Here is a 20,558-nt window from a genome sequence, read left to right as displayed (position 1 = left end):
GGGAAAATGTGCGTGATCAATTAGTCGGCATGCGCGTCAATGGGGGCTTCCCGTACATCACGGTCAATGACGGAGACTATTTGAAGAATGGAGAGCTATATTTAAAGCACTGGTACGAAGACATAGAATTGGATGTAAAGTACCAGGAGAAAGTTATGCCATACGTGTATCAACTGTGGGGGATGAGAGTACGGGAGAAATTTATGTGGATGGTAAATCTATTAATGGACTGGCAGGGATTGTAGGGTACATGTTGCAAAAAGATTTACTACTTCCGTGGAGAACGATTTTAGATAACGTTATTCTAGGTATGGAGTTAAAGGGGATACCTAGGAAAGAAGCAAAAACTATTGCTATACCACTATTGGCAAAATATGGATTAAAAGGTTTTGAGCATAGTTATCCTTCACAGCTTTCTGGAGGAATGCGGCAACGTGCAGCCTTGTTAAGGACAATTCTTTATGACAGAGATATTATCCTACTGGACGAACCTTTTGGTGCGTTGGATGCACAAACCCGTTCTATTATGCAAGAATGGCTACTTGATTTATGGGACGATTTAAAAAAACAATCTTATTCATTATCCATGATATAGATGAAGCAATCTATTTGTCAGATGAAGTCTACATTATGTCTGCCCGTCCTGGAGGAATTAAGGAACACATGTATAATTGTATTAATTTTCGGGTTAGGAATGAGTTCGAAGATTGCGATGGCAGTTGCCATTACAAGCGTAATAACTACATTAACGACGTATAACGGGTTAAAGCAAGTGGATAGTGATTTAATTCGTATGATTTATTCACTTGGGGCATCGCGCTTCCAAGTATTTACTAAGGTAGTAGTTCCCTGGACAATGCCGTCTATCATTTCAGCACTGCGAATTAACATTGGTCTTGCGTTAACTGGAGCAATAGTAGGGGAATACATTGGATCAACAAATGGAATAGGGCGAATGATTTTCTATGCAGGTCAAACCTATGAAATCAGTTTGATTTGGGAGTAGATTCTTTGCTCATTTGTTTTATATCCACATCTTTTATGATTGGGTTATTAATGATTGCTACATCAATTTCATTTGATTGAGTTGATAGTAATAGATCTTTAGATCGACCGGTTATGATTTTCCACTCTAGCGATGAATGGTTATGAATGATGGTAGATAGTACTGGTAAGACAATCTGGGAAAGTGACTGTGTAATTCCAAATGTAATATGATTTCTTGCTTTGAACTCTTTCAAATCTTTTGTTTTCTTTTTCATTACATTTAAGACATGTTCAGCAGATACATAAAATTTCCTTCCATGCAGTGTTAACGTCACACCTGTTTTCGATCGTTCAAATAATGTTGTTTCCAGTTCTGCTTCAATATTTGCTATCCGTGAACTTACGGCCGATTGTGAAATATGGAGGAACTTTGAGGCCTTATTCATACTTTTGTAGTTTGCGACTGTAATAAATACTTCGATATCGAATAAATCCATAAAAATGTCCCCTTTTTTTCTACCATTTTAGACAAAATTACCAAATTTCTCTTTTTATCTGTAAGATTTGCTAACAGATTTAATTAGATAAAAGGATTTTGAAGCAAATATAGAAATAAACATTAAAAATTCCCAAATGTTTATTAGAATTCAATCAAAAAAACTGTTATTAATAAATATGGACATATATACATTGAGAATGCAGAAGTAAAAATTTTTTTATTTACTAATTTATTTCCCTCTACATTTTATTCAAATCTCTTGTTGTTATATCCTCAAACGAAAAGCCGGTGTATTCCATGTGATGAGAAGTTTCTTTAAGAAATAGGAAGAAACACGTCAAAGTTACATTGACCAGAGATCTAACATCCGTTTTTGCTATTAGATTTTTTTTTTTCAAAAACAGAAAGAAGATAAACAATCTTATATAAGAGGAACAAGTCCTTAGAACTTGGAATCAAATCTTCTATTGAAAAGAAGTTTATAGGGGGTATTTTTTCTTACTAACGTGGAAGTTAATATTTATCTACGCATCCAACCCATCGGAGTGTGTGCCGGTCTTAGAAGTAAGATAATCTATCATACAAAAACCGCCTATCGGCATTGAACTAGCCGATAGGCGGTTTTTTTTTTTGACAAAATTCGAGTAATTTCAGGTGGTGCCAGGCACTTATCATATTGCTACTCCAAACTATTTAGGAAGATCGAATACACAAGGTATATGGAATTAATTACGCTGAGCATACTGATCTCCTCAATGATTGGAGATTTATAACATTCAAGCTTACGGCTGCTGACAAGGATCAGGTCATTAGCGTTTTTGGCAAGAAATGATTGCTTGTCCCCTGTTATGGCGATGATGGGGATGCCTCTTTCCTTTAATATTTTCACCAACTGTACGATAAATCGAGTTTCTCCTGAAAAAGAAATCACAATAGCTGTATCAGAAGGAGTTAATGATTCTGCTTCTGTTATTTGATTTTCATGATTGCTGTATGCTACAGAGTATTTTCCTAGACGCATAAATTTAAACTGTGCATTGCGAGCGATGACATGGGAAAAAGTAACTCCAAAGAAAGAGATTTTTTTCGCAACATGAATTTTTCTTACGACTTTTAGTAGCTCCTTGGAATGAATCAACTGGCTAGTTTCTGCCAATGATCCTTGTAGCTCTTCGTAATAATCATGAAGAAGGTCATCGTTTATGTTTTGTTCAATTTGTTGAAAAAGTACTTCTGAAACATTAAATTCGATGAAGGTTCTTGCATATTCTTTTAGTTCTTTAAATGATATATTTTCAAATCTTTTACAGAAGCGGGTAATGGTTGCGGGGGATGTGTGACATGCCTCCGCAACATTGTAAATGGACATATTAGGGATTTCGTGAACATTTCGTAAAATATATTCCGCAATAATGATGTCTGAGTTTGTGTGATCAGTCGATGATTCAATGAAATTTAATAGTTTTGCCAAGAAATTGTACATATTAATCCTCCGTGCCTTACCACTGTTTCTTAAGCTCTATTATACAGCATCCACAAAAAGTTTCATAAAATGAAACTTTTCCATTCTTCTTTATTTTCTTTGGTAAGATACATATGAAAACGGTAACAAAAACTCTTTAGGAGATGAGAATATGAGAAAATTTAACGTACTAATCGTAGGTGGAGGAAGCACATGGACACCGGGATTATTAAAAAGTATTTGCGTTCGACAAAAAACATTTTCGATAAATCGTTTAGTGATGCTGGACGTAAATGAAGAACGTCAAAAAACTATTGGTGAATTTGCTAAAATTTTATTCAAGGAAGAATATCCTGAACTCGATTTCTCATATACGACAAATAAAGAGGAAGCTTTTACGGAAGATCTTGATTTCGTCTTAGTTCAGATGAGAACAGGCGGATACTCGATGCGGGAACAAGATGAGAAAATTCCGTTAAGCTTAGGTGTAATCGGTCAAGAAACATGTGGACCAGGTGGTTTTGCTTATGGAATGAGATCCATTAAAGATATGGTCGAACTAGTTAAGGATGTTCGCAGCAAAGCAAAAGATGCTTGGATTTTAAATTATACAAATCCTGCTGCCATTGTTGCAGATGCTTTGCAAAGAATTTTTCCAGAAGATAAAAAAATCTTGAATATTTGCGATCAACCAGAAAACCTACTTCGCTCATATGGACGTTTGTTAAATATGGATACTAGAGATTTTGATCCTGTGTACTTCGGATTGAACCATTTCGGATGGTTTACGAATCTTTATGACCAAGAGGGAAATGATCTTCTACCAAAATTAAGAGACATGATTCTAGAAAGCGGATTCCGTCCAGTGGACTATGAGCAACGGGATAAATCATGGTTAGAAACGTATGCTATGGTTGAGCAAATTGTTAGAGATTTTCCTGATTACTTGCCTAATACGTACTTACAATATTATTTATACCCAGATAAAGTTCTTAAGAAGTTAAATCCTGAACATACACGTGCTAATGAAGTAATGGAAGGCAGAGAAAAGAGAGTATTTGAAGAATGTAAACGAGTGATTGAAGTGGGTACTTCTAAAGATTCTCATGTTGTTCATAACGATGCTCATGGGGAGTTTATTTTAATCGTTGCTGAATCCATTGCTTATAATAAAGGTGATAATTTTGTAGTCATCTTAAAAAATGATGGTATTATTGATAACCTTCCGAAGGATGCAATGGTAGAGGTTGCGGCAAGCTTAACAGCAAACGGCCCAAGACCATACGCTGTTGGTGAAATCCCAACCTTCCATAAAGGATTGATTGAAGGCCAATTTGCTTATGAAAAACTAACAGTCGAAGCGTATCTGGAAGGATCATACCAGAAAGCCTTGCAAGCGTTGACGTTAAACCGTACAATCGTTTCAGCTGGGAAAGCTCGAGAAGTATTGGACGCTCTGATTGAAGCAAATAAAGATTTCTGGCCAGAATTAAAATAATTCGTTTTTTCATAGTAGGGAGTTCTTCCGATTATTAAGTAAGTTCTCTCTACTATTTTCTTAATAGTAATATATTATGCGCTTTCATTTTTTGTTTTTGGAAGATTTTGATGGAAACGGGGAGGAAATATATGAAGAAATTCTTTAGCTTTGATCTCTTCCAACGTGTAGGGAAATCATTTATGGTCATTATTTCTTTATTGCCTGCAGCAGGTCTTTTGCTAGGTATTGGTACGACTCTACAATCACCTTATCTGATAGAATATATGCCATTTCTTGAAGATGGAGCTTGGCAAACCTTTGCATCGTTAATGAAAGGTGCCGGAAGTGCTATCTTTAAGAATCTAGGAATCTTGTTTGCTATTGGTATTGCGGGTAGCTGGACAGGAGGAAAAGCTGGAGCCAGCATAGCGGCTTTTGTAGGTTATGTTGTCATGCATACGGTAATCGGCATTGTATTGGGAATTACTCCTGAAACAGCATCACAACCTGGTTACACGACAGAGCTTGGAATCCCAACTTTACAAGTTGGTGTTTTCGGCGGGATCTTAATGGGATTTGTCGCAGCAGCATTATATAATAAGTATCATGATTTCAAAATGCCAGAAATGTTATCGTTTTTCGGAGGCACAAGATTCGTTCCGATTGTGACCGCTGGTGTTTCAATCATCATGGCGTTAATTTTGGCATTTGTTTGGCCATATGTACAAGACTTTATTTTTGCCATTGGAAACTCACTTGCAGGGGAGAATACTCCGCCATTTTATATGTTTATATACGGATTAGTTGAACGCGCGTTGATTCCTTTTGGCTTGCACCATATTTTCTATATCCCAATTCGTTTTTCAGAGGTTGGGGGATCGTATACGACTCTTGCTGGTTCAATCGTTTCTGGAGACACAGCGATGTACATGGCTCAATTAGCGGATAAACAAATCAATTCTGCTATTGATATTACAGCTGGTCGTTTCATGGCTGGTAAATTCCCGTTCATTTTATTTGGGCTTCCAGCAGTAGCATTGGCTATGTATCATACGGCCAAGCCTGAGAATAAAAAGGCGGTGAGTGGTTTATTATTAACTGCTGCAGGAACAGCCGTTTTAACAGGAATCACTGAACCGTTGGAATTCACATTTTTATTCGTTGCTCCATTGCTTTATGTATTCCATTGCTTAATGGCGGGATTGTCGTTCATGCTCATGTATATGTTGGATGTCAATATCGGGTATGCCGGCGGAGCTGGTATTATTGACTTTTCATTATTTGGAATCTTACCTGGTGTCGGCGAACCATGGTGGTTAGTTATTGTCGTGGGCTTAGCCATGGCAGCCGTTTACTATTTTGTATTCCGCTTTGCGATTAGCAAATGGAATCTTCTTACACCGGGTCGTGGAGATGAGACATCAAATCGTCTATATTCCAAACAGGACTACCAGGATAAGAACAAACAAAAACAGGCGTTAAGTGTTTTAGCAGCACTTGGCGGCGAAGAAAATATCAAGAATATTGATGCATGTATTACTCGATTAAGAGTAGGTGTAAAAGATAAAACTCAAGTTAACCATGATGAACTAAAACAGCTTGGTGCAAAAGGTGTCTTAGAAGTAGGCAACGGCGTTCAAGCCATTTTTGGACCAACAGCTGAAATATTGAAAAATCAAATTTTGGAAATTATTGACAATAAAACCGCCTAATCAGGTGCTTGCCTCAATATACAAAGGAGAGAAAGCTTGATTAGGGAAACTCTCGGGTTTTATCGATCGCTAATCTAGCTCTCGGTAGAACCCGATTCCTTTTTGTTTTCTCATTCATACTTCTTTGATTTCTCAAAGTCTTGAAGTGGGGGGTTTTTAGCCGTTAATTTTGGAAGTAATAAACCGTTAAAATAGCCAGTGAAAAAAGGCACAATGAACAGGAGTGTCATAGATGAAAGTTGTTATAGCAGTTGACTCTTTTAAAGGTTCGCTATCATCGTTAAAGGCGGGCGAAGCGATTAAGAAGGGTATCCTAATGGCAGATTCCAAAGCCGAAGTTGTGGTTTCTCCTATGGCTGACGGAGGGGAAGGCACGGTTGAAGCTCTTATCCATGCCTTGAATGGAGAAAAAAAGGCCGTAAGCGTTAATGGTCCCTTAATGATGCCAGTTCTCGCTGAATATACGGTATTTCCTTACAATGGAAATGACCATGTCTTTATCGAAAGTGCAGCAAGCAGCGGTTTAACTTTAGTACCTGAGGAAAAGCGGACCCCGATGGAGACGAATACGTTCGGTTTGGGAGAGCAAATCAAACATGCGATCCATGGCGGGTATCGGCATTTTATCCTTTCCCTTGGCGGAAGCGCCACCAATGATGGAGGAGTGGGTATGCTTCAGGCATTGGGCTGGGAATTTTTTGACCGTGCAGGCGAGCTGATTAGCAATAATGGAAACCCTCTTCTACATGTAGCATCGATGTCAGGTGAAAACGTAATGGGCGAATTAAAAGAATGTACGTTTACTATCGCCAGCGATGTGATGAATCCATTTTATGGTCCTGAAGGGGCTGCATATGTTTTTGCTAAGCAAAAAGGAGCCAGCAACGATGATATCGACCAGCTTGACCAGGATTTGAGAATGTTTGCAGGAATCTTGCATGTAGAAACAGGGGTAAACGTTCAGGCGGTGCTGGGAGCGGGAGCTGCTGGTGGTCTCGGAGGAGCCATGGTTGCTTGTCTTCATGCGGAGATGAAATCAGGTGCCGAAATAATGATTGAAATGACAGGGCTGAGCGACAAAATCAAGTGGGCCGACCTGGTGATTACCGGAGAGGGAAGCCTAGATGAGCAATCATTAATGGGGAAAGTTCCCGTTACTGTAGCAAAGTACGCAAAGACTCACGGTAAGCCTATCATAGGACTGGCGGGACGGATTGATACAAAGCTAGACAAAATTAATGAGTATTTAGATGCTATTTTTTCCATTCAAACCCAATGCCGGACACTTGAGGAGGCGATGCTTGAAAAAGTCACCGTTCAACAGCTAGAGGTGACGGCAGGCCAGGTTTTGCGTGCCTGTATGCTTGCGATCCCTAAATAAATTCGAATTAAGCTTAAGGAATCAGGGCTGGTAAGCCCTGATTCCCTTTTTCTTCTCATGGGGTACGGTGCCACTGTCACTCCCCGAAGTTTATGGGATTTAGACCAGGTGCAGTTCTATGTTGAAGGGAGGGTATGGTAGTAAAAACACTCAAGGTGGTTTTTGGGGTGTTGCTACTGATTTTTATTTTCGTGTTAAAAGAAAAAACCTTGGAATCAGGTATTGGAATGTCCGAGGGTTGAATTAATTAGATATCTGATAGTGTAGAAGTTGGTTTATCTTGAATAAAGTAACTTAAAATCAAAGAATATTACAGTTCTGTACTTTTTGACAGATTAATTTAAGGTAAATGAAAAGTAGAAATTAAGGTAAACACTGCTACATCAATTTGTCTACGGTCACCATCCAAACCATGTGAGTGCTATATGTTTCTAGCAATTGGTTTTTGCACCAGAACCGATTGATTTTACTATTAATTTTATCCTAGTAGGTTATCAGAATTAAAGGAGATTTTCAAAATTGTAAATCTATTTTTAGTTAGCTAAAATGATTGGCAGTATGTGTTGAGTATTGATAAAAGAGCGAATGGAAGCCTCTGTCTCGGTTCCAACGGACACTACAGTGAAATTCGCAGCTGATCCAGAGCTTGATCCTCCGACAAAAAAGTCTCCTGGACCATAAGGATTTATGAGCAAAAGTCCCAATAGGGTACACCAGATTTTTGAAGATAGTATTTACCATTACAATTACGTTTTCCAAGACTTTAATCATTTGTTCAGGTACAGTACTTTTGCCATTCAGAGGAATGTCCCCTAAATGCTCTTCACATTGACTTAAGAAAAATTAGCTTATTCGTTTTTTGACAGATACCTGATTTTGTCCGTTTACCGTGAAGCGCTTACATTTTAATATAGGTATTGAAAATACTGCTTGAAATAGAGATCTACCATTCTCAAATAAATCAATTTAGGGGGGATGTAAAAACAGAATTAATGGTAGGATGCGATTAAAAACCTAGAAAGAAATAATTGTAAACGCTTAATAAGCTAAGGGAGGCTTTGATATGTCAGCATTTTTAGGAGAAATTATTGGTACAATGATTTTGGTGATTTTCGGATGCGGTGTTGTTGGCGGTGTTGTACTTAACAAGTCAAAAGCGCAGAATTCTGGATGGATTGTCATCTCAATGGGATGGGGATTTGCGGTAGCGTTTGCAGTTTATGCTGTAGGTAGTATAAGTGGGGCACATTTAAATCCAGCTGTAACAGTTGGGTTAGCTTCAATTGGTGAGTTCCCGTGGAAGGAAGTTCCAGTCTATTTGTCAGCACAAATGATCGGAGCTTTTATTGGGGCAACAATTATCTGGCTATACTATTATCCACATTGGAAAGAAACAAAAGATCAAGACGCACAGCTCGCTGTTTTTTCAACTGACCCAGCAATTAAACACATGCCATCCAATTTTATTAGTGAGCTATTGGGAACTGCTGTATTAGTTTTTGGTTTACTGGCAATCGGCGCAAATGAATTTACTGAAGGACTTAATCCTATTATTGTTGGGTTCTTTGTAACTGCAATCGGTTTATCGCTAGGTGGAACAACAGGTTTTGCTATTAACCCTGCGCGTGACTTAGGAGCACGAATTGCTCACTTTTTACTTCCTATAGAAGGAAAAGGGTCTTCCAATTGGAAATATGCATGGATTCCAGTTGTTGGTCCACTTGTAGGAGGTGTATTAGGAGCTCAATTTCACCATGCACTATTTGATAATGGGTCAATCAATGCGCTCTATATTTTAATTGGTATATTAGCAGCGATTGTGGTGACTATAAAAGTATCCAGCTCAAATAAAAGATTTGAGGTAAGAAAGCAAAAAGCGGTATAACAAATGGAATTTTTCTATTCATATCTTAAAATTAGGATAATTAGGTGTAAAGGTCAAAGCCCTCGAATGTTGGAAAGCTGCACATCGGGGGCTGCAATTATTGGGATAACCATTTTTCAAGTTCATTGAACAAAGATATAAAGAAGCACGAGCAATCCCTTTCGTTAAATACTACCAGCTTGATACACGAACATCTGCTTTTAACCATTTCTCCCAGTTTGGATCTTCTATTTTTAGTAAACTTAATGAAATACCTTTCATATCAATGGACGTCAGGTGTGAGCCGACTTTAAAAAATCTAACATCGATGCTTTCTAGTTGGGCTAAACGCCTAATGTCATTTGCAAAAATATACTGTTCCATTGTTGGTGTTGCGCCTAATCCATTGATTAGTATGGCAAACTTATCTCCTTTTTTCCAACGATAAATACTCTTGAGCTTATTCATTAATTCAATAGCCAGTTTTTCAGATGAAACGAAAGTCTCTTTGCGATATCCTTTCTCGCCATGAATTCCGATTCCATAATAAACTTCGTTATTTTCTAAAGTAAATGAAACCTCTTTTTGAGTTGGGTTGTTTGCAGGGGTTAGCGCAACGCCTAATGTGTGTAGATTACTAATTACAGAAGAGCCAATCTCCTTTAATTGCTGCAAAGAATAACCTTCAGTTGCTGCTGCACCAAGGATTTTTTGAACAAAAATGGTGCCAGCTACTCCTCGTTTTCTTTTGTTAAAGGTTACGTCATCTTCAATGGAAACATCATCGTTAACAATGACATGATCAACAGACCTACCTTCTTTTTTTGCAATGGATTCAGCAGCTAAAAAACAATCAACGTCTGCTTTGAAATTTTTGATAATTAATAGGACACTCTTATTTTTATCTACCATACGAATGGCGGCTAATATTTGTTCTGGTGTTGGCGGAATAAAAATTTGTCCACTAACCGCTATGGAGAGCATTCCTTCTCCAACATAACCGAAATGTGCTGGTTCGTGGCCACTCCCACCACCGCTTAAGATAACAACGTCTTGTTGAATTTCTGCTAGGTCTTTCCGATAAATAATATTGTGTTTGGAGTCATAAGAAATCCTATCTTTATGTTCAAAATAAAAACCATGTAACATGTCCCAGACAACATTTTGAACATCATTGGTAATTTTTTTCATAATTTCTCCACCTTGTTATTTGCTGATTGCTGCAGTGATAGTAATAACTGATCATTAATCATATTTTTCATCAAGGACGACATAATAGACGAATCGACAATGCAAGCATTCTCGATCCAATCTTTTATAGTTCCCACAAACCCATGACTATAAAAAGAGGCAATTAAACTTTTTCCTTCTTCAGAAACAACTAATCCACTGCCAACTAATAGTTCGTCGATAATCTTGTTATATAAGTTCTTTGTATGCTCAAATAAATACTCGTTAAATGAATTTTGCTCTACTACTTTAAACGCATTTCGATAAAATCGTTGATTTTGGTAAAAATACTCAAATAACTGATTGAAAATATTCTCCCACTTCTCATATTCAATAAAGTCAGTAATATTCTCCTTAGTTTCTTCTTTATATATCCAACCTAGTAATTCATATTTATCTTGAAAATGATAGTAAAAAGTTTGCCTTCGCATTTGACAGTCTAACATTATGTCGCTCACCGAAATTTTATGAAAAGATTCGGTTTCCATTAAGTTTTTTAATGATTTAGCAATAATTTTTTTTGTAATGATAGATGAGGTCATTCAAACCATCCTTGCCACAATATTAATTCTATAATATCAAAATCTATTATTAAATAAACATGATCATTTTTGACAGATGAATGTTTTTGTCCGTTTACTGTAAAACGCTTACATTTTAATATAGTTATTGAAAATAATATTTAAATAGGATTTCGTCCATTATCAAACATTCTTTAGCATGATCGTATGGATTGATGAAAAGCCTATGTAAATCAACTATATCGTTATAATTGAGTTATAAAATAACGTCCAAAAAGAATTTTATTAAATCCGTATGAAAACTATTAAACACAAATCCGTAAGAAATTTAAAAAATGAGGGGGCAACACAAATGAAAAAAATCATTAACAAACCCGAGAATCTCGTAATGGAAATGTGCAACGGAATGGTCATGGCTCATCCGGAACTGGAGTTTCTGAAAAAATATAAAATTATAAAGAAGAAAGCAATTGACGAAAACAAAGTAAGCTTAATCAGCGGTGGCGGCAGCGGACATGAACCGGCACATGCGGGGTTTGTGGGGAAAGGAATGTTGGATGCTGCAGTATGCGGGGATGTATTTGCTTCTCCATCTCAGATACAAGTGTATCAGGCGATCAAAGCAACTACTGGTCACAAAGGCGTTCTAATGATTATAAAAAATTACAGTGGAGATATGATGAACTTTAAAAATGGTGCGGCATTAGCATCAGAAGATGGCATTCAGGTAGAATACGTCCGGGTGGATGACGATATCGCAGTAGAAGACAGTCTGTACTCCGTAGGACGCCGCGGTGTCGCAGGAACTGTGTTGGTTCATAAAATCGCTGGAGCTGCGGCAGAAGAAGGCAGGGACCTAATGCAGGTCAAAGAAGTAGCGGAAAAAGCAGCCGCAAATGTACGAAGCATTGGTGTAGCACTTACTTCCTGTACGGTTCCCGCTAAAGGATCACCTACTTTCACGTTAGGGGAGGACGAGATCGAATACGGTGTCGGTATTCATGGAGAGCCAGGAATCAGAAGGGAAAAAATGATCTCTGCTGATGAACTGGCAGAACGAATGACTAATGATCTTCTGAAGGATTTAGGAATAGATGGCGATGGAACAGCGGAAATTGCCATACTAGTAAATGGCTTTGGTTCAACTCCTTTACAAGAACTCTATCTTTTTAATAATTCGGTTATCCGAGAAATGCATCGCAGAAATATTAAAATTTGCCGAACCTTTGTCGGCAATTACATGACGAGCATTGATATGGCAGGAGTTTCGTTGACAGTGATGAAACTGGACGAAGAACTCAAGACGTTGTTATCTAGAGAATGTAAAACTCCAGCATTCAAAGTGGAAGGGCCAGTAGAGAGTGTAGAGTACGTCGATATTTTTGATAACGATGAAGTAAAGCCTGTTTCTTTTGAGACAGAGACAAGGGAAGAATATGCTGTAATCAAAGATGATGTATTTTCCTTAGATAACATGATCTATCTTGTCGATAAAATGAGCGAAGTAATTATCAAGAATGAAGTACCATTCTGTGAACTGGACTCGCATGCTGGTGATGGAGATTTTGGTATGAGCGTCGCCAAAGGATTCAAGCAATTAAAGCGAGAGTGGAGCGGAATACTAAGTCAGCCTCAAATGAATATCGGAACTTTTCTAAATGATTGTTCAATGGTCATCATGGAATATTGCGGAGGTGCGTCTGGTCCAATTTGGGGTTCGGCCTTCCGTGCTGCTGGTAAAGCTGCTGACGGGAAACTTGAATTATCTGTCGGAGAGTTTGCAGACATGCTGCAGGCAGCTGTTAAAGGTATACAGGCCACTGGAGAGCGCTCATTTGGAAGGGGAGCAGTGGTGGGCGATAAAACCCTCGTGGATGCACTAGTACCTTGTGTTAATTCATGGTTAGAAAGCGCAGCAGCGGGCGAAAACTTTAAGACTGCATTTGAAAAAGGAGCGGCGGCTGCTGTCGAAGGGGCAGAAAAAACAAAGGGAATCGTGGCTCGAATGGGACGTGCTGGTACGGTAGGAGAAAGAAGCCTAGGTTATCCTGACGCAGGGGCTTACGGTCTAGGAGTGATTTTCACTGAGCTCTCACATTCTCTAAAATAAGTTGATTGTTTCGGATATTTTGCCGACCCTTAATATTCTTTTCTAATAATCATGTTCATAGGTATTATGATTAGAATCCATTTAGGTAAAAATATCAAAATAATCTTAAATAATGATTTAGGTACCACACTAGCAAAGTAAAACCTAGTAGTTTGGCCTTTCCCTCAAGTAAAACTTTGAATGAATAAAGAAAACAGTATAAGCGATCTTGTTATTCTGGTAAGAATGAACAAGGTCGCTTATTGTTGTTATAAAGCTTTTTAGACTCATAAACCTTGTTAGAGGAAGTGAAGAGCTCCATTGTACTTTTATGAATGTAAAAAATGATAATCCATAAGTTCGAAAACTAGTAAAACACCAGGTGTGTTAAATGTTCCCGGCTGATTGGAAAACTCATAATTCATATAAGCGGCTAAGACCGTATTATATTTTCCTTTTGAGTATTGATTGTTCTCATCAATGATACGTTTTAAATCGCTATAATATTTGTATGAATCCCATACTTCCGTATATAAGAAATCAACAGGAGATTCATCAAGTTGTTTTTGTCCATATTGGTTTACGGCATTCATGACTAAACGTTTATCCGGCATTTTTGTTTTTGCATTTGCTATAAACGATTGGAAGGACTCGTCCAATGCTACTGGATTCCCATTATAGTCATATACATTTCCTCGTGGACCAAGTTGATCAATATGCCAGCCGTCAAAAGGAAGAGACTCGTACACTTTTTTTGTTGATTAATTAAATATGTTTGCCATTCAGCATAAGCCGGATTGACTAGAAACACGTCACTTTTCCACTCATCAGGTAAAGGATGGTAGTCGTGAGCATTTTTCTGCTGATTTTTGAATAAACGCCATTCTGTTTTGACGCCATCTTTTTCAGCTTCCGCAAAAGCGCCGTATAAGAGGTTATACGCCATCGTTTTCATGTTTCGTTCGTGGGCTAAATCGATATATGTTTTAATCGTCTGTAGCGAGGTAGGGCGATTGGAAATGTCCTCCCAATGGGCTGCAGGCTCATTGTTTTCCAAAAAGGAGAATTCAATGTTACCGACTTCCGAGTGAAAAAAAAGGTAATTTTATCGAGTTCAAGCAGGAAAAAAAGACTCAAAACTTTGCGTCCAACATTAAGTTCTACACACTAAAACTGCATGATGCAGAGGCACCGAAGGAAGTGCAAGCCGCTAACAATAAATATGTTAAAGCAGGCAGCATGGAAGAACTGAACCAACAAGAAAGAAGCTACTACTTCGATGCGGGAGAAAAAGTTCTGTATGTCAAAATTCCTGTAAACGAAAGCCATGCTGTAAAAATTAAATAGTACAGTTGACCGGCATCGCCGGACTAAAAGCAAACGGGTTGGAGTCCAACCCGTTTTTTCATTACTTACAATAAGTCTAAGATTTTTACACCAGAACCATATTCATCTTTAGTTAACATAACACTAAAACCAGGAAGTTAACTCCTTGGCCATAACATAACCATTACACCGATTAAACAGATTAATCCTCCAATCCAATCATATGAATCTGGTGTTTTTTTATCTATCCACCAACCCCAAAATAAGCTCATGATAATAAATACTCCACCATAAGCAGCATATACACGGCCAAAACTAGGAAACACTTGTAATGTCGCCACTACACCATATAAAAATAAAAGGATTCCTCCAATCAAACCTAACCATCCTGTTTTTCCTTCACGTAACCATTGCCAAATCAGATATCCCCCACCGATTTCACCTAATCCAGCAAGGATAAATACTACTATAGCCTTTATCATTCTAGTATCACTCCGCATTTAGTCGATTCATTCTTAAGTGTATATCATATTCATGTCAAGTTAACATAATAGTTCTTACCAAAACTTGAACAAGAATAACCCCCTTGGGCGCCAAGGGAGTTCAGCTTGTCCGGAAAAATATATAAGTTAAATTTAAGTAAGTATTTAGTTGTATTAGCAACTACTTTATGCTAAGATAGAAAACATCTTCAATTCATATGGTTGTTATAGCAACCTAATTAAAAATACAATATGGAGGTTTTTATTATGGAAGCTGTTGGTTTTTTAATTATCCGACTTGTTGTTGGTCTATACTATGCCGCACATGGGTCTATGAAAGCATTTGGATGGTTTGGAGGTGGTGGTCCTAAAGCAACGGGTGCGTTCTTTGAACAAATTGGTATAAAACCAGGTACAACTATGGCTTTATTGGCTGGAATAGGTGAATTTGTTGGGGGAATCTTATTTGTATTAGGATTCCTAACGCCTTTGGCTGCTATATTAATCATAATCCCAATGATTGTTGCCATTATAACTGTACACGGGAAAAATGGCTTGTTTTCAGACAAAGGTGGTATTGAATATAATTTGGTATTAATCGCCATTGCATTAGGATTTATGTTGACAGGTCCTGGTTCTTTATCTCTAGATTCAGTTTTTAACATCAAGTTTTGGTAAATTTAAATAAACTTCAGGGCAGAATAGAGAAAGCACACGCTTTTTCTATCCTTTTTTGGTTGGGGATTTTAGTTAAGCAAGATCTACACTAGAACCTAAATGGTTCTCGAGATTGGCTGTATGTTTGACATTTGAAAAAATTTGGTTTTATAATGTCTCTATAACAAAAGTTGTTATAGCAACATATTAGAGGTGGGTTATTTGAAATTATCTTTAAGTGATTATATAAGCATTTTTATTCATCAGACAGATTTAACCCTTACAAATCATATTAAAAACAAATTAGCTCCTAACAATCTGGCTCCAGAACAAAATTTGATTATGATGGTTCTTTGGGAGCAAGATGGTCTAACTCAAAATGAAATTGCCAAAAAGTTAGGTAAAGATAAAACGAATATTGCTCGTATGGTTTATAATCTTGAACAAAAGGGATTTATTCAAAGAGTAAGTGGTGAAGAAGACCGGCGTTTATCAAGAGTTTATCTTACTGATGAAGGAAAAAAACTTGGTGATCTCATTATTCCTATTACTGAAGAATTTAATGAGTTGGTATGTAAAGGAATTTCAAATGAAGAGCTTATAGAAGTTAGAAGAATACTTGCCAAGATGCGTGCCAATGTCGAATAGGACACAAGGCATTTTTTTCGCAATGAAGTTGCTATAACAACTAATTACAAAACAAATAAATGGGGGAATGAACAGTGGCAAAAGTTCTTTTTATTAAAGCAAATTCTCGTCCAATTGAGCAAGCAGTTAGTGTAAAATTATATGAAGCATTCCTTAACAGTTATAAGGAATCCCATCCACAGGATGAGATCATAGAACTTGATCTTTTTAAAGAAAATTTACCGTATTATGATACTGATAAGATTAACGGTATGTTTAAACTTGGAAGAGGCATCGAACTAACTCAGGAAGAAAAAGAAGCTACCGATCTCGTCAATAAATACTTAAATCAATTCCTTTCTGCTGATAAAGTCGTATTTGCATTCCCACTTTGGAATTTTACCGTTCCTGCCGTACTGCATACTTATATTGATTATTTAAGCCAAGCAGGAAAAACATTCCGTTATACACAAGAAGGACCAATTGGTTTGCTTCAAGATAAAAAGGTTGCCCTCTTAAATGCACGAGGAGGCATCTATTCCGAAGGACCTGCAAAATCCTTAGAAATGGCTGTTAATTTTGTAACAGCAGCTTTGGGATTCTGGGGTGTAAAAGATATCACAACAGTGATTGTAGAAGGACATAATCAATTCCCTGATAAAGCAGAAGAAATTATTGGAGAAGGAATTAAAAAAGCAGCTACAGTTGCAAACACGTTCTAATTTTTACTTCTTTCCTTTTTAAGTAATCTTTTCTTGTAAATAAATAATCTTTATTTTATTTTCTCTAGAGAGCTGCGTATGGCACTTTATTTGCTATATGTAGCTCTCTTTTTTATACATTGCTATTAAGCTATCCTGCCCCGTTCCATAAGAAAAGCAGCATCCCTTATTAAATGCTACCTCTTGGTTATAGCTTAGATTCAATAATGGAAAGTTTCCATTTCCCTACTCCGAAAGACGAACAAGTCTTAATACGGCATCAAGCAGAAATGAATTCGTTTTACTTACAAACAAGCCTCGTCGGGAATCTCCCTTTTTGCTCGATGTTTGATCAGATTCCTTAATAATGTCGAAGATTTGCTTCGGATCAAAATCTAATCGAAGACACAAGTACGGGGATTCTGGTGTCGCCTGGATTATTTCTCCTGAAATTGGCAGATCCACAGACACAACGAGATAATGAACAGGATCATATTGATAGCCATCCTGTGCCAGCATAACTAGTTTTGTTCCTTGGGCGACGATACATAAGGCTGGCTCATGGATTGAATGTATTGGTTCTGATTTATGAGAAGCGCGAATGAAATGCAACGAAGAAATAGCAGTAGAGTGAACCCCATCTTCATCACAAAATCGTTCAATGCGTTGCGCTAATTCCTTTTGCTGCTCCATGACTCTATTATCCATCATTTTTTCTCCCATCATATTGACTCCTTTCGTCGATGTAAGAATACTTGCGATAGAGTATGACCTCTCCAATCTTGGATAGCCCCATTTTATGAAAATTTAGAGGATTAGGCAATGATTCTCCGCGAATTGGCTACCTTATAAAGTCCTGGTTGCGCGATAATGAATCTGTCCTCAAAAACAATCAGTCGGGAGGGAGAACAATCAACGGGTGAAAATAAACGTGAATGTTTTTACAAGCAAATTCAATTTTTTATTTATTCTCAGCTCTTTTGCTATAGTGTGTGAAAAAGATGAACTCATATATCACGCAAAACATTGGGAAACGGTTGTAAAAAACAATACACAAAAGGGAAGAACGAAATGGCGAAACAAATAAGCAAAGAACAACATCCATATGTCGGTATGTGGGTCACGAAAGACGGGTACATCCGTCATGAACTCCTGCCTAACGGCCGCTACGATGAGGCTCGCGGCAACAGAAAAAGTGCTTACCGAGGCAGTTACACAATTACAGGCAATCATATCGATTATGTCGATGATACTGGTTTTACTGCAGATGGCGATTTTCGAAACGGAATTCTCTATCATGCGGGAATGGTTCTCTATCGAGAAGAAAAAAAGTAACCCGCAAATCTAAAATTCGTATTGGCCTCTGAAACAATCGGAGGCCATAAAGGTTGATTCGTATATGCAAAGAAGAATCAGGTTGCCTTTTGATGCTTGAGAAAAAATGTGAAAATCTAAGGGGGAAAAAACATGTCTAACATTGCAGGGAAAGTAGTAGTAATTACGGGGGCAAGCAGCGGTATCGGTGAAGCTACGGCACGTCTTCTTGCCCAAAGCGGTGCCCATGTTGTATTAGGTGCAAGGCGCACGGAAAAACTAGAGGCTCTTACATCCGCAATTCGTTCAGAAGATGGCTCAGCCGATTATAGGGCACTGGATGTCACCAAAAGGGATCAAATGGAAGAATTCATCAACTATGTGAAAAACACATTTGGACGAGTTGATGTAATTGTGAATAACGCAGGTGTGATGCCGCTCTCAAAACTTGAAGCTCTGAAGGTTGACGAATGGGATCGTATGATCGACGTGAACATTCGCGGCGTTCTTCACGGCATTGCAGCAGGGCTTCCGATTATGAAGGAACAAGGATTTGGTCAATTCATTAATATTTCCTCAATTGGCGGACACGTCGTTTCGCCTACTGCGGCTGTGTATTGCGCCACTAAATTCGCTGTCCGGGCTATCTCTGAAGGGCTGCGTATGGAAGTTGGCGATGATATCCGCGTAACCATCGTCTCACCGGGGGTAACCGAATCAGAACTCGCTGATAGTATTTCGGATGAAGAAGCTCGTCAGGTGATGAAGGAGTATCGGAAAATTGCGATTTCACCGGACGCTGTTGCTCGTACGATCCTATTTGCGATTGAGCAACCTGCGGACGTTGATGTTAACGAGATCATTGTACGACCAACCGCGAGTGCCAATTGATGCTTTAAAATACCGTTTTAATTGAATTAACGCATGCGTTAGTTGCACATGGATTACACCAAAACATTGCTAACTTAATTTGATTGAATTAAAGCTTTATAATTTCAAGCAAACGTTCATGAACATTGTCATCAAATAAACCACCATGGTAACAAATAATTTTTTCTATTTCAAATGTTGATAATAATTCGATTGATTTAATTGATTTTTCAATATCCAATGTATATTTTGGATCAGATGGATATAATCCCCTGTTATTTACAATTAATGCATCTCCAGCTATTAGGGTTTTACTTGCTTTATGATAAAAACTTAAATGTCCTGGGGTATGACCAGGTGTATCTATCACGATAATTCCACCACAAAAGGGTAACTCTTCTCCGCCCCTAATAACATGGTCAACTTTCGCTTTTGGTGGATTTTCTAATCTAAATTTGAACGCATTACGGAAATCTTCTGGTATTTCAGGCGGTAAGGATTCCAAAGCTTTGGATATCGCTTCAGGTGTAATTTTCAGAATCATTTTTTCACCTTGGATAAATGGTTTTTCAATTGCACTAGCATATACATCTATTTTATTTTGAGATTCTTCTAAAATTATGGGTAAACTCCCGATATGATCTATATCTTGATGTGTAATGAATATTTTATTAAGTTTTTCAAAAGAAACACCTGCTTTTTCAATACATTCACGGATATCATTTAATTGTCCAGGGAAACCTGTATCAACTAAAATCATATTCTCTTCATCCCATATTAAGGTAGGATGAATGACATTAGCCTCTCCCATAGAATTCATTGTAAGCTCTAACATTTTAATATTATTTTTCACTAACATAAAATCCCTCCAGAAAGTATTAATTTCTAATGCCAGTATAATAATACTCACAAACACCTACATAATCAACGCTAAAATATATTATAATAACATAAAATATATTTTTTTTTGAATAACTTTACTTGCTTTTTTAAAATCAATTTCATTCTATTTTTTAACAATACGCTTTAAAAAATTTTAATGACGCATCTAATGATTAAAAGTCGAATAGTAAGTGTATTCATTATAAATAAACTAGAGAATGGAAAAGTTTTTATGTACCTTTGAATATTATCGATTGTGCCAATGTATAGCGAAGAAACGTGTAAAACGATTGAGCGTTGCGCTGGTTCGTTTTCATGCAAAGAAATTCACCATATGGAGTGACAACAATCATTAAATGTAGAGCTATGTATTTAAATTTACAAAAAAAATACATTAAAATTCGACAAAAACCAACAAAAAAACCCATTTATACATTATTATAGGATGTGATAATTGCCTTGCAACGAATGATG

At 37.4% G+C, this 20,558-nt stretch carries 19 protein-coding genes and 3 pseudogenes; 14 read left to right on the top strand and 8 right to left on the bottom strand.

Features of this window, described 5'->3' with window-relative positions:
- The 3 genes and pseudogenes from ACFOU2_RS10235 to ACFOU2_RS10225 form a co-directional block, all read left to right on the top strand.
- Nucleotides 1-245: pseudogene (locus ACFOU2_RS10235) on the top strand (hypothetical protein); the annotation flags it as partial.
- A pseudogene (locus ACFOU2_RS10230) lies at nt 188-660 on the top strand (ABC transporter ATP-binding protein); the annotation flags it as partial. The pseudogenes ACFOU2_RS10235 and ACFOU2_RS10230, both read left to right, overlap by 58 nt.
- A gap of 34 nt (nt 661-694) precedes the next feature.
- Nucleotides 695-1,006, top strand: a complete 312-nt coding sequence (locus ACFOU2_RS10225) for an ABC transporter permease (protein ID WP_377914772.1) — start codon at nt 695-697, stop codon at nt 1,004-1,006.
- Here the strand turns inward: ACFOU2_RS10225 and ACFOU2_RS10220 are convergent.
- Both ACFOU2_RS10220 and ACFOU2_RS10215 read right to left on the bottom strand, forming a co-directional pair.
- Nucleotides 987-1,484 (bottom strand): LysR family transcriptional regulator, encoded by a 498-nt coding sequence (locus ACFOU2_RS10220; protein ID WP_377914770.1) that lies wholly within the window; start codon nt 1,482-1,484, stop codon nt 987-989. The genes ACFOU2_RS10225 and ACFOU2_RS10220 overlap by 20 nt on opposite strands.
- Before the next feature lie 681 nt (nt 1,485-2,165).
- Nucleotides 2,166-2,969 carry a MurR/RpiR family transcriptional regulator gene (locus ACFOU2_RS10215; RefSeq protein WP_377914768.1) on the bottom strand — a complete coding sequence of 268 codons (804 nt, stop codon included), beginning with the start codon at nt 2,967-2,969 and terminating at the stop codon, nt 2,166-2,168.
- Nucleotides 2,970-3,120: 151 nt separating this feature from the next.
- On the opposite strand from ACFOU2_RS10215, the gene ACFOU2_RS10210 reads away from it, so the two are divergent.
- The 4 genes from ACFOU2_RS10210 (at nt 3,121) to ACFOU2_RS10195 (ending at nt 9,406) form a co-directional block, all read left to right on the top strand.
- Entirely contained in the window at nt 3,121-4,446 is a 1,326-nt protein-coding gene (locus ACFOU2_RS10210; protein WP_377914766.1) for a 6-phospho-alpha-glucosidase, read from the top strand.
- A gap of 131 nt (nt 4,447-4,577) precedes the next feature.
- Nucleotides 4,578-6,140, top strand: a complete 1,563-nt coding sequence (gene ptsG / locus ACFOU2_RS10205; RefSeq protein WP_377914764.1) for a glucose-specific PTS transporter subunit IIBC — start codon at nt 4,578-4,580, stop codon at nt 6,138-6,140.
- Nucleotides 6,141-6,372: 232 nt separating this feature from the next.
- Nucleotides 6,373-7,521 carry a glycerate kinase family protein gene (locus ACFOU2_RS10200; protein WP_377914762.1) on the top strand — a complete coding sequence of 383 codons (1,149 nt, stop codon included), beginning with the start codon at nt 6,373-6,375 and terminating at the stop codon, nt 7,519-7,521.
- A 1,063-nt stretch (nt 7,522-8,584) separates the two neighbouring features.
- Nucleotides 8,585-9,406 carry an MIP/aquaporin family protein gene (locus ACFOU2_RS10195; protein WP_377914760.1) on the top strand — a complete coding sequence of 274 codons (822 nt, stop codon included), beginning with the start codon at nt 8,585-8,587 and terminating at the stop codon, nt 9,404-9,406.
- A gap of 171 nt (nt 9,407-9,577) precedes the next feature.
- On the opposite strand, the gene dhaQ is transcribed toward ACFOU2_RS10195, so the two are convergent.
- Both dhaQ and dhaS read right to left on the bottom strand, forming a co-directional pair.
- On the bottom strand, nt 9,578-10,576 hold the full coding sequence (gene dhaQ, locus ACFOU2_RS10190) for a DhaKLM operon coactivator DhaQ (RefSeq protein WP_377914758.1): 999 nt from the start codon (nt 10,574-10,576) through the stop codon (nt 9,578-9,580).
- A complete protein-coding gene (gene dhaS, locus ACFOU2_RS10185; RefSeq protein WP_377914756.1) occupies nt 10,573-11,157 on the bottom strand; it encodes a dihydroxyacetone kinase transcriptional activator DhaS in 585 nt (194 codons plus the stop codon). The genes dhaQ and dhaS overlap by 4 nt, the downstream gene beginning before the upstream one ends.
- A gap of 331 nt (nt 11,158-11,488) precedes the next feature.
- Here dhaS and dhaK point away from each other — a divergent pair, with 331 nt between their 5' ends.
- Entirely contained in the window at nt 11,489-13,246 is a 1,758-nt protein-coding gene (gene dhaK, locus ACFOU2_RS10180) for a dihydroxyacetone kinase subunit DhaK (protein WP_377914755.1), read from the top strand.
- Between the two features lie 308 nt (nt 13,247-13,554).
- Here dhaK and ACFOU2_RS10175 read toward each other — a convergent pair.
- Nucleotides 13,555-14,282 (bottom strand): annotated as a pseudogene (locus ACFOU2_RS10175) (glycoside hydrolase family 66 protein).
- A 143-nt stretch (nt 14,283-14,425) separates the two neighbouring features.
- On the opposite strand from ACFOU2_RS10175, the gene ACFOU2_RS10170 reads away from it, so the two are divergent.
- On the top strand, nt 14,426-14,572 hold the full coding sequence (locus ACFOU2_RS10170; RefSeq protein ID WP_377914753.1) for a hypothetical protein: 147 nt from the start codon (nt 14,426-14,428) through the stop codon (nt 14,570-14,572).
- A gap of 137 nt (nt 14,573-14,709) precedes the next feature.
- Here the strand turns inward: ACFOU2_RS10170 and ACFOU2_RS10165 are convergent, their stop codons facing one another.
- Entirely contained in the window at nt 14,710-15,033 is a 324-nt protein-coding gene (locus tag ACFOU2_RS10165; protein WP_377914751.1) for a YnfA family protein, read from the bottom strand.
- A 267-nt stretch (nt 15,034-15,300) separates the two neighbouring features.
- Between ACFOU2_RS10165 and ACFOU2_RS10160 the strand changes: the two genes are divergently transcribed.
- From ACFOU2_RS10160 to ACFOU2_RS10150, 3 genes are all read left to right on the top strand, one after another.
- Complete coding sequence (locus ACFOU2_RS10160) at nt 15,301-15,711, top strand: DoxX family protein (RefSeq protein WP_377914749.1); 411 nt, start codon at nt 15,301-15,303, stop codon at nt 15,709-15,711.
- 192 nt (nt 15,712-15,903) lie between these two features.
- Nucleotides 15,904-16,338 carry a MarR family winged helix-turn-helix transcriptional regulator gene (locus tag ACFOU2_RS10155; RefSeq protein WP_377914747.1) on the top strand — a complete coding sequence of 145 codons (435 nt, stop codon included), beginning with the start codon at nt 15,904-15,906 and terminating at the stop codon, nt 16,336-16,338.
- A 74-nt stretch (nt 16,339-16,412) separates the two neighbouring features.
- A complete protein-coding gene (locus tag ACFOU2_RS10150; RefSeq protein WP_377914745.1) occupies nt 16,413-17,039 on the top strand; it encodes an FMN-dependent NADH-azoreductase in 627 nt (208 codons plus the stop codon).
- 225 nt (nt 17,040-17,264) lie between these two features.
- Here the strand turns inward: ACFOU2_RS10150 and ACFOU2_RS10145 are convergent, their stop codons facing one another.
- Complete coding sequence (locus ACFOU2_RS10145; protein WP_377914743.1) at nt 17,265-17,741, bottom strand: AraC family transcriptional regulator; 477 nt, start codon at nt 17,739-17,741, stop codon at nt 17,265-17,267.
- Between the two features lie 348 nt (nt 17,742-18,089).
- On the opposite strand from ACFOU2_RS10145, the gene ACFOU2_RS10140 reads away from it, so the two are divergent.
- Nucleotides 18,090-18,353: an Atu4866 domain-containing protein gene (locus ACFOU2_RS10140; RefSeq protein WP_377914741.1), complete on the top strand. Its 264-nt coding sequence runs from the start codon at nt 18,090-18,092 to the stop codon at nt 18,351-18,353.
- 132 nt (nt 18,354-18,485) lie between these two features.
- The gene (locus ACFOU2_RS10135; RefSeq protein WP_377914739.1) at nt 18,486-19,223 is read left to right on the top strand and encodes an SDR family oxidoreductase; all 738 of its coding nucleotides are present in this window, start codon (nt 18,486-18,488) and stop codon (nt 19,221-19,223) included.
- 88 nt (nt 19,224-19,311) lie between these two features.
- Here the strand turns inward: ACFOU2_RS10135 and ACFOU2_RS10130 are convergent, their stop codons facing one another.
- A complete protein-coding gene (locus ACFOU2_RS10130) occupies nt 19,312-20,061 on the bottom strand; it encodes an MBL fold metallo-hydrolase (RefSeq protein ID WP_377914737.1) in 750 nt (249 codons plus the stop codon).
- Between the last annotated feature and the right edge of the window lie 497 nt (nt 20,062-20,558).

It is taken from the genome of Bacillus songklensis, assembly GCF_042649685.1.
GTDB lineage: Bacteria > Bacillota > Bacilli > Bacillales > Bacillaceae_H > Bacillus_BA > Bacillus_BA songklensis.
Note: the sequence above shows the minus strand (reverse complement) of the source record. Positions and strands in the feature narration are given on the sequence as shown.

Excerpts from the sequence above, each read along its gene's own strand:
- dhaK (WP_377914755.1), top strand. The coding sequence starts at position 11,489 with ATGAAAAAAATCATTAACAAACCCGAGAATCTCGTAATGGAAATGTGC.
- ACFOU2_RS10215 (WP_377914768.1), bottom strand. The coding sequence starts at position 2,969 with ATGTACAATTTCTTGGCAAAACTATTAAATTTCATTGAATCATCGACT.
- dhaQ (WP_377914758.1), bottom strand. The coding sequence starts at position 10,576 with ATGAAAAAAATTACCAATGATGTTCAAAATGTTGTCTGGGACATGTTA.
- ptsG (WP_377914764.1), top strand. The coding sequence starts at position 4,578 with ATGAAGAAATTCTTTAGCTTTGATCTCTTCCAACGTGTAGGGAAATCA.
- ACFOU2_RS10220 (WP_377914770.1), bottom strand. The coding sequence starts at position 1,484 with ATGGATTTATTCGATATCGAAGTATTTATTACAGTCGCAAACTACAAA.
- ACFOU2_RS10225 (WP_377914772.1), top strand. The coding sequence starts at position 695 with ATGAGTTCGAAGATTGCGATGGCAGTTGCCATTACAAGCGTAATAACT.
- ACFOU2_RS10195 (WP_377914760.1), top strand. The coding sequence starts at position 8,585 with ATGTCAGCATTTTTAGGAGAAATTATTGGTACAATGATTTTGGTGATT.
- dhaS (WP_377914756.1), bottom strand. The coding sequence starts at position 11,157 with ATGACCTCATCTATCATTACAAAAAAAATTATTGCTAAATCATTAAAA.
- ACFOU2_RS10140 (WP_377914741.1), top strand. The coding sequence starts at position 18,090 with ATGGCGAAACAAATAAGCAAAGAACAACATCCATATGTCGGTATGTGG.
- ACFOU2_RS10210 (WP_377914766.1), top strand. The coding sequence starts at position 3,121 with ATGAGAAAATTTAACGTACTAATCGTAGGTGGAGGAAGCACATGGACA.
- ACFOU2_RS10130 (WP_377914737.1), bottom strand. The coding sequence starts at position 20,061 with ATGTTAGTGAAAAATAATATTAAAATGTTAGAGCTTACAATGAATTCT.
- ACFOU2_RS10200 (WP_377914762.1), top strand. The coding sequence starts at position 6,373 with ATGAAAGTTGTTATAGCAGTTGACTCTTTTAAAGGTTCGCTATCATCG.
- ACFOU2_RS10165 (WP_377914751.1), bottom strand. The coding sequence starts at position 15,033 with ATGATAAAGGCTATAGTAGTATTTATCCTTGCTGGATTAGGTGAAATC.
- ACFOU2_RS10135 (WP_377914739.1), top strand. The coding sequence starts at position 18,486 with ATGTCTAACATTGCAGGGAAAGTAGTAGTAATTACGGGGGCAAGCAGC.
- ACFOU2_RS10145 (WP_377914743.1), bottom strand. The coding sequence starts at position 17,741 with ATGGGAGAAAAAATGATGGATAATAGAGTCATGGAGCAGCAAAAGGAA.
- ACFOU2_RS10160 (WP_377914749.1), top strand. The coding sequence starts at position 15,301 with ATGGAAGCTGTTGGTTTTTTAATTATCCGACTTGTTGTTGGTCTATAC.